The 11,820-nt window shown below is 71.0% G+C and carries 12 protein-coding genes; 2 read left to right on the top strand and 10 right to left on the bottom strand.

The annotated features are described in order from the left end of the window. Positions 1 to 22: 22 nt before the first annotated feature. From LCHO_RS12810 to LCHO_RS12775, 8 genes are all read right to left on the bottom strand, one after another. Entirely contained in the window at positions 23 to 1,822 is a 1,800-nt protein-coding gene (locus LCHO_RS12810; protein ID WP_012347581.1) for a gamma-glutamyltransferase family protein, read from the bottom strand. A 58-nt stretch (positions 1,823 to 1,880) separates the two neighbouring features. Next, positions 1,881 to 2,639 carry a 3-hydroxyacyl-CoA dehydrogenase gene (locus LCHO_RS12805; RefSeq protein WP_012347580.1) on the bottom strand — a complete coding sequence of 253 codons (759 nt, stop codon included), beginning with the start codon at positions 2,637 to 2,639 and terminating at the stop codon, positions 1,881 to 1,883. A 155-nt stretch (positions 2,640 to 2,794) separates the two neighbouring features. After that, complete coding sequence (adk, locus tag LCHO_RS12800) at positions 2,795 to 3,448, bottom strand: adenylate kinase (RefSeq protein WP_012347579.1); 654 nt, start codon at positions 3,446 to 3,448, stop codon at positions 2,795 to 2,797. 185 nt (positions 3,449 to 3,633) lie between these two features. After that, positions 3,634 to 4,386 (bottom strand): 3-deoxy-manno-octulosonate cytidylyltransferase, encoded by a 753-nt coding sequence (gene kdsB, locus LCHO_RS12795; RefSeq protein WP_043705332.1) that lies wholly within the window; start codon positions 4,384 to 4,386, stop codon positions 3,634 to 3,636. A 59-nt stretch (positions 4,387 to 4,445) separates the two neighbouring features. Continuing rightward, the gene (locus LCHO_RS12790) at positions 4,446 to 4,649 is read right to left on the bottom strand and encodes a Trm112 family protein (protein ID WP_012347577.1); all 204 of its coding nucleotides are present in this window, start codon (positions 4,647 to 4,649) and stop codon (positions 4,446 to 4,448) included. 51 nt (positions 4,650 to 4,700) lie between these two features. Beyond that, entirely contained in the window at positions 4,701 to 5,747 is a 1,047-nt protein-coding gene (gene lpxK / locus LCHO_RS12785) for a tetraacyldisaccharide 4'-kinase (protein WP_012347576.1), read from the bottom strand. After that, positions 5,744 to 6,169, bottom strand: coding sequence for an ExbD/TolR family protein (locus LCHO_RS12780; RefSeq protein WP_012347575.1), 426 nt, complete (start codon positions 6,167 to 6,169; stop codon positions 5,744 to 5,746). Before LCHO_RS12780 ends, lpxK begins: the two co-directional genes overlap by 4 nt. Then, entirely contained in the window at positions 6,166 to 6,786 is a 621-nt protein-coding gene (locus tag LCHO_RS12775) for a MotA/TolQ/ExbB proton channel family protein (protein ID WP_043704279.1), read from the bottom strand. The genes LCHO_RS12780 and LCHO_RS12775 overlap by 4 nt, the downstream gene beginning before the upstream one ends. 413 nt (positions 6,787 to 7,199) lie before the next feature. Here LCHO_RS12775 and xseA point away from each other — a divergent pair, with 413 nt between their 5' ends. Further along, positions 7,200 to 8,498 (top strand): exodeoxyribonuclease VII large subunit, encoded by a 1,299-nt coding sequence (gene xseA / locus LCHO_RS12770; RefSeq protein ID WP_012347573.1) that lies wholly within the window; start codon positions 7,200 to 7,202, stop codon positions 8,496 to 8,498. 151 nt (positions 8,499 to 8,649) lie between these two features. Next, a complete protein-coding gene (locus LCHO_RS12765) occupies positions 8,650 to 9,231 on the top strand; it encodes a superoxide dismutase (protein ID WP_012347572.1) in 582 nt (193 codons plus the stop codon). A 459-nt stretch (positions 9,232 to 9,690) separates the two neighbouring features. Here LCHO_RS12765 and hpnE read toward each other — a convergent pair whose 3' ends face one another. Beyond that, positions 9,691 to 10,989, bottom strand: a complete 1,299-nt coding sequence (gene hpnE, locus LCHO_RS12760) for a hydroxysqualene dehydroxylase HpnE (protein ID WP_012347571.1) — start codon at positions 10,987 to 10,989, stop codon at positions 9,691 to 9,693. Beyond that, positions 10,979 to 11,815, bottom strand: a complete 837-nt coding sequence (gene hpnD / locus LCHO_RS12755; RefSeq protein ID WP_012347570.1) for a presqualene diphosphate synthase HpnD — start codon at positions 11,813 to 11,815, stop codon at positions 10,979 to 10,981. The genes hpnE and hpnD overlap by 11 nt, the downstream gene beginning before the upstream one ends. Positions 11,816 to 11,820 lie beyond the last annotated feature (5 nt).

Genomic DNA, 11,820 nt, shown 5'->3' with positions numbered 1-11,820 from the left:
CCTGGGGCGCTGACCGGCCGCCTCAATCGCCCATCACGATGCCCTCGCGGCGTGGATCGGCGCCACCGAACCAGCCGCCGCCACGTCGTTCGATCGCCTGCAGGCCGCTCGTCAGGTCGAGTTCGATGACCGAGTGGCCGCGCGTCTTCAGGGTGTTCCGTGTGGCGGGTGGAAAGCGCCCGGCTTCGAGCAGCACCGGGCCGCCGGTGGTGCCGAAGTTGGGCAGCGCGATGGCCTGCTGGGCGTCCAGGCCCCAGGCCAGCGTGCCGAGCAGCGCCTTGGCGGTGAAGTGGATGATCAGCGCACCGCCCGGCGAGCCCGCGCTCATCTGCAGCTGGCCGCCGGCGCGGTCGAACACCAGCGTCGGGCTCATGCTCGAACGTGGCCGTTTGCCGGGCTGCACGCGGTTGGCGATCGGCCGGCCCTGGGCGTCGGTGGGCGCGAACGAGAAATCCGTCAGCTCGTTGTTGAGCAGGAACCCGCCCGGCAGCCCGGTGCCGCCGTCGACCATCTGGCGGGCTCCGAACTGATCCTCGATGGTGCTCGTCATCGCCACCGCCTGGCCCTGCGCGTCGACGATCGAAATGTGCGAGGTGCCGTATTCGGGCTGCTCCGGCTGCGCCGCCCAGGCGGAACGCTGCCCTCCGGGTTGGCCGGGCGGGGCGGTCGGCATCGTTTGCGGTCCGATCAGCGCGGCGCGCTCGCGCAGGTAGCTCGCATCGAGCAGGCTGCTCCAGCGCCCCGCGGGGGCGGCAACGAAATCGGGGTCGGCGACGTGCCGGGCCCGGTCGGCAAAAGCCAGCTTCGACGCTTCGGTGTACAGGTGCAGGAAGTCGGCGCTCGGGATCCCGTCTTGCAACGGCACGGCCGCGGTCGGCACGACGTGGTCGAGCGTGCCGAGGATCTGCATCACCGCGATCTGGCCCGACGACGGCGGCCCCATGCCGCACAGCCGCCAGCGCTGCCAATCGGCGCACAGCGGCGCGCGCACTTGGGCGCGGTAATCGACGAGATCCTGCGCACTCAGCCGGCCCGGGTTGGATGCGTGGCCCTGCACCTTGCCGACGATGCTGCGAGCGATGGCGCCGCCGTAGAACGCGTCGGCGCCGTGCTCGGCCACCGTGCGCATCACCGCCGCCAGTGCGGGGTTGCGCAGCAGCGTGCCGACGGGCAAGGGCTGCCCATCGTCGGCGTAGAACTGACGCGCTGCGGTGATGTCCTTGCGCAGGTGCTGATCGCCTCGCAGCAGCGCGTGCAGCCGCGGGCTGACCCGGAAGCCGCTTTCGGCCAGCGTGATGGCCGGTTCGAACAGCGCCGCCCACGGCAGTCGACCGTGCGCCCGGTGAGCGATTTCAAGCATGCGCAGCGTGCCGGGCACTCCCACCGCGCGGCCGCCGACCGCTGCGTCATGGAAGGCCATCGGCCGGCCGTCGCCTTGCAGGAAGAGCTTGTCGTCGACACCTGCGGGTGCCGTTTCGCGGCCGTCGTAGGACCGCACCTGGCGGCCGTCCCAGTGCATCAGGAACGCGCCGCCGCCGATGCCGCTCGACTGCGGCTCGACCAGCCCCAGCACCATCTGCACGGCGATGGCCGCGTCGACCGCGCTGCCGCCGGCTTTCAGCACGCCGTACCCGGCCTGGGTGGCCAGCGGGTTGGCGGCGGCCACCGAGTAGCGGGTGCTCGACCAGCCCTGTTGCTCGACGTGGCCGGATGCCGCCTCGGGCTGCGCCGGCCGGTCGCCGGCATGTGGCGGCGGTGCACCGATGCAGCCTGCCAGGCCAAGGCAGGCGGCCACCGTGGCGGCCCATCGGCGTGATGACATCGACAACTCCCGGAACTGCAACCGGGCGATGTTAAGCAGCGCCAAGCGCCGCGACGGTTCAGCGCGGTGCCAGGCGGATCGCGCCGTCCAGGCGGATCACCTCGCCGTTGAGCATCTCGTTGGTGACGATCTGATGCACCAGCTTGGCGTAGTCGGTGGGCGTGCCGAGCCGGCTCGGGAAGGGCACGCCGGCGGCCAGCGCGTCCTGCACCTCCTGCGGCATGCCGAACAGCATCGGCGTGCCGAAGATGCCCGGCGCGATCGTCATGCAGCGGATGCCGTTGCGCGCCAGGTCGCGCGCGATCGGCAGCGTCATGCCGACCACGCCGCCCTTGCTGGCGGCGTAGGCCGCCTGGCCGATCTGGCCGTCGTAGGCCGCCACGCTGGCGGTGTTGATCAGCACGCCGCGCTCGCCGGTGGACTCGGGCTCGTTCTTGCACATCGCCTCGGCGGCCAGGCGGATCATGTTGAAGCTGCCGATCAGGTTGACGGTGATGGTCTTGCTGAAGGCCGCCAGCGGGTGGGCGCCGTCCTTGCCGACGGTCTTGATCGCAGGTGCGATGCCGGCGCAATTCACCAACCCCATCAGCTTGCCGAGCGCGACCGCCTGCGCGACCACGGCGCGGCCGTCGTCCTCGTTCGAGACGTCACAGCGCACGAAGGCGCCGCCGATCTCGGCGGCGACCTGCTGGCCGCGCTCGACCTGCAGATCGGCCAGCACCACGGTTGCGCCTTCGCGGGCGAGCATGCGCGCCGTGCCTTCGCCCAGCCCGGAGGCTGCGCCGGTGACGATGAAAACCTTGCCTGCGATGTCCATGGATCTGTCTGCCTTGTCGGTGATGGGGATGGAGGGGGGAACGGGGGAGGTAACGGGGAGGGGATGCGGATTTGAGTTGACGTTGACGTAAACGTCAATTGGTCGGCGCAAAAAAGCCGCCCGCAGGCGGCTCGATCGTCGTGTCGGCGGCGTGCTCAGCCGAGTGCGGCGAGCGCGCGGGCGGTGATCTCCTCGACCGTGCCCAGGCCTTCGATCTTGGCGTAGCGCGGCGCGGCGGCGTCGCCGGTGGCGGCCCAGGCCGAGTAGTAGTCGACCAGCGGACGGGTCTGCGCCTGGTAGACCTCCAGGCGCTTGCGCACGGTCTCTTCCTTGTCGTCGTCGCGCTGCACCAGCGGCTCGCCGGTCACGTCGTCGACGCCGTCCACCTTGGGCGGGTTGAACTTGACGTGGTAGGTGCGCCCCGACGCCGGGTGCGAGCGGCGACCGCTCATGCGCTCGATGATGGCTTCGCTGGGCACGTCGATCTCGAGCACCAGGTCGAGCTTGACGCCGGCGGCCTTCATCGCCTCGGCCTGCGGGATCGTGCGCGGGAAACCGTCGAACAGGAAGCCGTTGGCGCAGTCGTCCTGCAGGATGCGCTCCTTGACCAGGCCGATGATGATGTCGTCACTCACCAGGCCACCGGCGTCCATCACCTTCTTGGCCGCCAGGCCCATCTCGGTGCCGGCCTTCACGGCCGCACGCAACATGTCTCCGGTGGAGATCTGTGGGATGCCGTACTTGCGGCAGATGAACGCGGCCTGGGTGCCTTTGCCAGCGCCAGGGGCGCCCAACAGAATCAGTCTCATGGATCTCCTCGGGAATGTCCGGTCTGCACGTGGCTGCCATGCGCAGCCCTCATGAGGGTCTTTGTCAAATCAAGAATAGCATGCGACCCCTGTGACGAAACTGACGTTTCGCCCCTGGCGCAGCCGTGCCGCAGCCGCTACACGGGCCCGCGCGAGCCGGGCTGGCGCGCGCGCTGGCGGGTGCTTCAGCCGAAGTGGCGGCGCACGCGTTCGAGGTCTTCGGGGGTGTCGATGCCGGGCCCGGGGCGCACCGCGCTCAGGTGCACCGCGATGCGTTCGCCGTGCCAGAGCACGCGCAGCTGTTCGAGCGACTCGATGCGCTCGAGCGGGCTCTCGGGCAGGCTCGGGAAGCGCCGCAGGAAACCGGCGCTGTAGCCGTAGATGCCGATGTGGCGCAGCGGCGCCGGATCGGGCAGCGCCAGCACGCCGGAGGCATAGCCGTCGCGCCACCACGGCAGCGGCGCGCGCGAGAAGTACAGCGCCCGCCCGACTGCGTCGGTCACCACCTTGACGACATTCGGGTTGCCGTATTCCTCGACGTCGTCGAGCGCGTGCGCGGCGGTGCTCATCACGCAGTCGCTGCGCTGCGCCAGCAGGCCGGCGCAGGCGTCGATCAGGCCGGGCTCGATCAGCGGCTCGTCGCCCTGCACGTTGACGACGATGTCGCGCCCGTCCAGGCCGAGCTGCACGCAGGCCTCGGCCAGGCGGTCGCTGCCGGTCGGGTGATCGGCGCGGGTCATCAGGGCGCGCACGCCGTGGGCGGCGCAGGCGGCGCGGATCTCCTCGCTGTCGGTGGCGACGACGACCGCGCTGGCGCCGCTGAGCGCGCAACGCTGCGCCACCCGCACGACCATCGGCAGGCCACCCAGATCGGCCAGCGCCTTGCGCGGCAGGCGGGTCGACGCCAGCCGGGCGGGCACCAGCACGGTGAAGCTCACGGCCGGATCCACCGGCGGCGTTCCTGCCCCCGCGTCCTGATCGGATCGGCCCGGCGTGCTCATGACGACAGGTCGGCGGGTGCCGATTCGGCCGCGGGTTGATCGATCGATCGAGCCTGGCTTTCGAGCATCACGGCGATGCCGTCACGGATCGGAAACGCCAGCCGGTCGGCCTTGCAGACCAGTTCATGCGTGGCGTGGTCGTGGGCCAGCGGCCCCTTGCACAGAGGGCAGACCAGCAAATCCATCAGTCGAGTGTCCATTGGGTGATCCTAGCGCGACTCGTGCGGCTGGCGCAGCAGGCCGGCGGTTGTTCAATCGGGCCGGCGGGCCGGCAGTGCGGCCAGCAACTCGCTGACAAAGGTCTCGGGCAGATCGAACAGCAGCGGCGCGACCCACACCCGCAGACCGGGCCGTTCGGCACGCAGGCGTTGCAGGGGGAGCTTGACGGCGTCTTTCTCCGTGACGATCACGTCGCGCGTCTGGGCCGGCCAGGGCAAGGTGTCGAAGCCGTGGTGATCCGGCAGCGGCCAAGGCTCGATCGCGAGGCCGAGGGTGCGCAAGCTGTCGAAGAAACGCCCGGGCTGGCCGATGCCGGCACTGGCCAGCACCGGCTGCCGCTTCAGTTCGGGCGGCAGTTCTGCCCGTGCGTCGGCACCTTGCCACCAGGCGCCGAGTTCGACCAGCCCGGCCAGCCGGCGCCGCGCGCAATGGCCGGGCAGGGCGGTGCTCGGCCGTTCGGCGTTGTAGAGCACGATCTGGCGGGCGTCGGTCGGCGCGTCGATCGGTTCACGCAGCGGGCCGGCCGGCAGCAGCCAGCCGTTGCCGGCGCCACGTTCGTCGAACACGATCACCTCGACATCGCGGCGCAGGCGCAGGTGCTGCAGGCCGTCGTCGCAGACCAGCACGTCGACCTGCGGGTGCGCGGCCAGCAGCGCCCGTCCGGCGGCCACCCGGTCGCGCCCGACCCACACCGGCACCTGGGCGCGGCGCTGCATCAGCAGCGGTTCGTCGCCGACCGACTGCGCGGTCGAGTCCGCCGACACCGGGCGGGCCTCCCGCTCGCGGCTGCCGTGGCCGCGCGAGACGATGCCGGGCTGTCGGCCCGCCTGCTGCAGCGCGGCCACGATGGCGAGCGTGGTCGGCGTCTTGCCCGCACCGCCCGCCACCCGGTTGCCGACCACGATCACCGGCACGCCCAGGCGCTCGGTGCGCCACGCCCCGCAGCGATAGAGCGCGCGCCGCGCCGTCACCGCGCCCCGCATCAGCAGCGCCAGCGGGCGCAGCGCCCATTGCAGCGCGCCGCCGTCCTGCCAGGCGCGTTCGATGCGCGCGGCCAGCCGGTCCGCCGTGCCGCTCAACGGGCCGGGCTGCGGCTGTTCTGCGCCGCGAACGTGAGCTGGCTCAAGCCGACCCGGCGGGCCGCGTCCATGACGTTGATCACGCTCTGGTGGGCTGCCATGGCATCGGCCGAGATGATCAGCGGGCGCTTGAAGTCACCCTGCGCGGCGTTGCTGAGCGCCGCCGTCAGGCCTTCGACGCCCGGCTGGCCGACCAGTTGGCGGTTGACGCTGTAACGGCCCTCGGCCGAGACCGCCACCAGGATCTCGCGCGGCGGGTTGTCGAGCTGGTTGGCGTCGGCCACCGGCAGCGTGACCTTCAGCTCGGTGAAGCGCGAGTAGGTGGTCGACAGCATCAGGAAGATCAGCACGACCAGCAGCACGTCGATGAAGGGGATCAGGTTGATCTCCGGCTCTTCGGGGCGGCGGGGGCGGAAGTTCATGATCCGTGGCGCAGCAGGTGCGGCAGCAGGCGCTCGGCGGCCAGTTCGAGATCGAGCACGAAGGCGTCGACCCGGCCGCGGAAGTAGCGGTAGAACATCAGCGACGGGATCGCGATGATCAGGCCGAAGGCGGTGTTGTAGAGCGCCACCGAGATGCCGTGGGCGAGCATTTCCGGGTTGCTGCCCGAGGTCGGGCTCTGCGCGCCGAAGATCTCGATCATGCCCACCACCGTGCCGAGCAGGCCCAGCAGCGGCGCCGCCGACGCGATGGTGCCCAGCGCGTTGAGGTAGCGCTCGAGCTTGTGCACGGCGGCGCGGCCGGCCGACTCGAAGGCCTTGCGCAGCTGCGCCTCGTTGGTGCCGCGCGAAGGCGTCGCGCTGCGGATGCCGGCGGCGAGCACCGAGCCGAGCACCGAGTTGTCGGCCAGCTTGCGCAGCACGTCGTCGGACGGCAGGCCGCTGCGTGTCAGGCCCAGCACTTCGTCGAGCAGCTTGGGCGGTGCCACCTTGACTTCACGCAGGTTGGCGAGGCGCTCGATGATCAGCGCCAGCGCGGCGATGGAGCACAGAATCAAGGGCCAGATCGGCCATCCAGCGGCTTGTATGATCGAAAACAAAGAGATCCCCCGGGCTCAGGCTGGCACCCTCGCGACAGGGTGCCTGAAGACAGCGGACGCGATTATGGCTGCTGGCGCGGCGGCGGTTTTCGGCGGCGGCGCAGGGCGCCGGGCAGGCATCGGCGCAGGCGCCGTGTCGACGTCATCCACAGGCCCGAAGAACCCGATTCATCCCCATTTTCTGTGGATAACTTTGTGGGCAACCCGGTACGGACGCACGCAAGGTCCCGTCAGAACGAGGGTTTCAGTGGATTGCTGCTTTTTTGCTCACGGAAATATCTTTATAAATCAATGACTTACACGTATGTTAAAGGCTCGTGACAGCGAAAGGGCCGCCCTGACAGCCATCGGCGCGGCTGTGGATGACACGGGGTCGATGGATAAAGGGTTTCCACGCGATCGGGAGGTCGGTGATGGCCTTGCCTGAGAACCGCGCCCAGCCGATGGTCTGGGACGTGGCCGCGCTGGTGCAGGCCGTCGGCGATGCGCTGCAGGCGCGCTTCGGCGCGGTGGCGGTGCGCGGCGAGCTCGCCGGCGTGACCCGCGCGGCCAGCGGGCACTGCTACTTCAACCTGCGGTCGGTCGACGGCAGCGCCGGCCTGCGCTGCGCGATGTTCCGCCGCGCCGCCTCGATGCTCGACTTCACGCCGCGTGACGGCCAGCAGGTCGAGCTGCGCGGCCGGCTGGCGGTCTACGAGCCGCGCGGCGAGCTGCAGCTGATCGTCGAGGCCATGCGCCCGGCCGGTGCCGGCGCGCTGATGGAGCAGTTCCTGCGGCTCAAGGCCCGGCTCGAAGGCGAGGGTCTGTTCGAGCCGTCGCGCAAGCGCCCGATCGAGCCGTATCCGGCGGCCATCGGCGTCGTCACCTCGCTCGCCGCGGCGGCTTTGCGCGACGTGGCCAGCGCGCTGCAACGGCGTGCGCCGCAGGTCCGGCTGGTGATCTATCCGGCGAGCGTGCAGGGCGCGGACGCGCCGGCGCAGCTGGTCGAGGCGATCCGTCTGGCCGGCCAGCGCGCCGAGGTGCAGACGCTGCTGGTCTGCCGCGGCGGCGGCTCGCTCGAAGACCTCTGGGCCTTCAACGACGAGCAGGTGGTGCGTGCGATCGCGGCATCGCCGCTGCCGGTGATCTGCGGCGTCGGCCACGAAACCGACTTCACGCTGGCCGATTTCGCCGCCGACCTGCGCGCCCCCACGCCGACCGCCGCCGCCGAGCTGGCGGCGCCGGCACGCGCCGACTGCCTGCAGGCGCTCGCCCAGCAGGCGCGCTGGCTGAGTCAGCGGGTGCACCACCGGCTTGACCGCGACGCCCAGCGCCTGGACCGCATCGCCCAGCGCCTGGCGCGCCCGGCCGACGCATTGCGCGGCCATCTGCAGCGGCTGGCGCTGCTCGAACAACGCCACGCCCGCGCCGCACCGGTCTGGCTGCAGGGCCAGCAGCACCGGCTCGAACGGCTGCAGTCCCGCTTGCAGGACGCTGGCGCACGGGCGCTGCAGTCGCGCGAGCAGACGCTGGCGGTGCTGGCTGCCCGGCACGCCGCACTCGACCCGGGCCAGGTGCTGCGGCGCGGCTACGCCTGGCTCAACGACGCGAGCGGCCAGCCGGTGACGAGCGTGCGCGCGCTGCAGCCCGGCCAGCGCCTGAGCGCGGTGCTGCAGGACGGCCGCGTCGACAGCGTCGTCGAGGCCGTTCTGCCCGCCATGGCCAGGCGCTGATCCACCCCGGCGCACGGGCCGGAAGTGACGCCGTCCGACCCGGTTTGACGGCGGTTTCCGGTGGCAAGCACGTCCGCGATCGCTTGCCTACAATGCGCCGCATTCAACCCGCTGCATCGCAGCAATCACGCCACCGACGAGGGATCCGATCATGGAACACACGCTGCCCGCCCTGCCTTACGCGATCGACGCCCTGGCGCCGTTCATCTCGAAGGAAACCTTCGAATACCACCACGGCAAGCACCATCAGGCCTACGTCACCAACCTGAACAACCTGATCGGCGGCACCGAGTTCGCCGGTCTGGCGCTCGAAGAGATCGTCAAGAAGGCCAGCGGCCCGGTCTACAACAACGCCGCCCAGGTCTGGAACCACACCTTCTTCTGGAACTGCATGAAGCCCGCCGGCGGCGCCGCGCCGACCGGTGCGCTGGCCGCGGCCATCGATGCCAAGTGGGGCAGCTACGCCGCCTTCAAGGAAGCCTTCACCAAGAGCGCCGTGGGCAACTTCGGTTCGGGCTGGACCTGGCTGGTGAAGAAGGCCGACGGCTCGGTCGACATCGTCAACACCGGCGCCGCCGGCACCCCGCTGACCACCGCCGACAAGGCGCTGCTGACGATCGACGTGTGGGAACACGCCTACTACATCGACTATCGCAATGCGCGTCCTAAGTTCGTCGAGGCCTTCCTGAACAACCTGGTGAACTGGTCGTTCGCGGAAGCCAACTTCGCGTGATGGACTGATTTCTTCGGGTCGTCCTTGGACGGCTCGGAGGGGTGATCGAAGCCGGCCTTGGGGTCGGCTTTTTTGTGTCTGGTGGGTGATGACGCTGCAGCCGCTTGCCTGGACCGGGCGGCAGGGCGGCGGGGCTGGCTGCGGTCTCCGGCCCACGCTCGCGGGATGAGACCGAGCGCAGGATCAGCGGACGGGCCGCGAATGGGGCCTGCGACCGCAGCCAGCCCCGCCGCCCTGCGATGCACCGCGCGGTGCGGCAATCCGTGCGGGTCTGTTGACTCCCTCGACAGCAAAGCTCGGTGTGACTCGGGTGGGTGGCTGGGGCCCGCGGGCGCAGGACCCATTCGCGGTTCGACCGCCTCTCGACGCTCGGTCTCATCCCGCGAGCGTGGGCCGGAGCCCGCGGGCCCCAGTCACCCGCCCGCGCGCCGGCCGTGGCATGCGAGTTCGAAGCCGGATTCAGCCCAACCCACCCACCGCCGCCGCCACCCCGCTGCGCACCGCACCCTCCAGCGTCGCCGGATACGGCCCGTCGACATAGTCCCCCGCCGCCACCAGCCCCTCGGCGATGGACGCACCCGGCCGATCCAGCCCGGGCACGCACCGAAACGTCGCCCGCTTCTCGGCGACGACCTTCATCACCGCGATCCCGCGGGCATCGACCCCTCGCAGCACCGTCTGCGCCTGCGCCAGCGCCGCCGCACACGTGGCCTCGAGCCCGCGCGCCACCCACGGCGCCGCCCCGCTGACGACCAAGGCGAACACGCCCGCCGCAGCGCCCAGCGCGCCGTGGTCGAAAGCGAACTGCGCCGGCGCCTGTGGCCCCTCGGCCAGCGCCACCATCGGCGCGACCAGCCGGGCGCCCGGGGCGTGGAGGTAGACCGTCACGATCGGCTCGTAGCCGAAGGCGGCGGCGAGCGCGGACCAGGCCGGCGCGACATCGGCGGTCAGGCGCGCCGCCTCGCTGGCGCTGCAGGCCAGCACGACGCGGTCGAAGGCCTCGCCATCGACCGTCCAGCCGTCGGCCGAGCGTTGCAGGTGCTGCACGCGCCGCGCGGTGTGGACTTTCACGCCGTGCCCGATCAACCAGGCTTGCGCCGGCTCGGGCAGCAGCTCCGCCAGCGGACGGCGTGGTACCAGCAGGTCGCTCGATCCCGGGCCGGCGAAGAGCGCGTCGTGCAGCACGCGCAGGAAGACCGTCGCGCTGGCCGCGTCCGCAGGCGTGTTCAGGGCGGCGACGCACAGCGGGTCGACGAACTCGTGGCGCACGCGCTCGGGCAGCGTCGCGGTCAGTCGCGCGACCGTCCACGTCGGATCGCAACGGAAGCCGCGCAGCAGCCAGCCCAGCGCCGCGTTCGACAGCGCCAGCCGCTCGCGCCAGCGCCAGTGCGCCATCGCCCAGACCGCGCGCGTGAAGGCGATCGGCACCGGGCCGCGGCCGAGCCGCAGGCCGCGGCCGTCGGCATCGACCAAGGTCAGCGGCATGCGCAGCAGCACGGCGTCAGGGTCGACGCCGACGCTGCGCATCAGCGCGAGCGTGGCGGTGTAGGCGCCGATCAGGATGTGCTGGCCGTTGTCGAGCGGTGTGGCGCCGGGCTCGGCTGCAGCCAGGCTGCGGGCCCGGCCGCCGAGCCGTGGTGCCATCTCGAACAGCGTGACCTCATGGCCTCGCGCCGTGGCTTCGGCCGCTGCGGCCAGGCCGGCCCAGCCGCCGCCGATCACCGCGATGCGGCGCCGGACGGGTTCGTCAGCGGCCACGCCAGTTGGTCTGCATCGCGATCCAGAGCTTGCGCACCGGCGTCAGCGAGATGCGCTGGTGCAGCACCTGGAAGCCGCCGGCCTCGATCTCGCGCAGCAGCGTGCGGTAGATGTTGGCCATCATCAGGCCGGGTTTCTGGGTGGCGCGGTCGCACTCGGGCAGCAGCGCCAGGGCCTCGTCGTAGCAGCGGTGGGCGCGCTCGGCCTGGAAGCGCATCAGTGCCGTGAAGCGCTCGTTGTACGTGCGGTTCAGGATCTCCTGCGCCTTGACGTCGAACTGCTTGAGCTCGTTGACCGGCAGGTAGATGCGCCCGCGCCGTGCGTCGTCACCGACGTCGCGGATGATGTTGGTGAGCTGGAACGCCAGCCCGAGCTGGTGCGCGTAGCCGACGGTGGCCGCCTCGGTGCGCCCGAAGATGCCCGACGCCACCTCGCCGACCACGCCGGCCACCAGGTGGCAGTAGCGCTGCAGGCCGGTGTAGTCGAGGTAGCGGCTTTGCTGCAGGTCCATCTCGCAGCCGTCGATCACGGCCAGCAGGTGTTCGGCGCGGATGTCGTAGTCGGCCACGTGCGGCATCAGCGCCTGCATCGCCGGGTGCTGCGGCGTGCCGGCAAAGGCGCGGGCCACTTCCTGGCGCCACCAGGCGAGCTTGGTGGCGGCCACGCCGGGGTCGCTGACCTCGTCGACGACATCGTCGATCTCGCGGCAGAAGGCGTAGAACGCGGTGATCGCGGCGCGCCGTGGCGGCGGCAGGAACAGGAAGGCGTAATAGAAGCTCGAGCCGCTGCCAGCGGCTTTCTCCTGCACATAGTTTTGCGGCGTCATGGCGG

Origin of the sequence: Leptothrix cholodnii SP-6, from assembly GCF_000019785.1 — a bacterium.
Taxonomy (GTDB): domain Bacteria; phylum Pseudomonadota; class Gammaproteobacteria; order Burkholderiales; family Burkholderiaceae_C; genus Sphaerotilus; species Sphaerotilus cholodnii.
The sequence above is the reverse complement of the archived record's forward strand: the minus strand, read 5'-3'. Positions and strand labels throughout refer to the sequence as shown.

Coding starts and splice junctions, on each gene's coding strand:
- LCHO_RS12810 (WP_012347581.1), bottom strand. CDS start 1,822: ATGTCATCACGCCGATGGGCCGCCACGGTGGCCGCCTGCCTTGGCCTG.
- LCHO_RS12805 (WP_012347580.1), bottom strand. CDS start 2,639: ATGGACATCGCAGGCAAGGTTTTCATCGTCACCGGCGCAGCCTCCGGG.
- adk (WP_012347579.1), bottom strand. CDS start 3,448: ATGAGACTGATTCTGTTGGGCGCCCCTGGCGCTGGCAAAGGCACCCAG.
- LCHO_RS12790 (WP_012347577.1), bottom strand. CDS start 4,649: ATGGACACTCGACTGATGGATTTGCTGGTCTGCCCTCTGTGCAAGGGG.
- LCHO_RS12780 (WP_012347575.1), bottom strand. CDS start 6,169: ATGAACTTCCGCCCCCGCCGCCCCGAAGAGCCGGAGATCAACCTGATC.
- xseA (WP_012347573.1), top strand. CDS start 7,200: ATGGCCTTGCCTGAGAACCGCGCCCAGCCGATGGTCTGGGACGTGGCC.
- LCHO_RS12765 (WP_012347572.1), top strand. CDS start 8,650: ATGGAACACACGCTGCCCGCCCTGCCTTACGCGATCGACGCCCTGGCG.
- hpnD (WP_012347570.1), bottom strand. CDS start 11,815: ATGACGCCGCAAAACTATGTGCAGGAGAAAGCCGCTGGCAGCGGCTCG.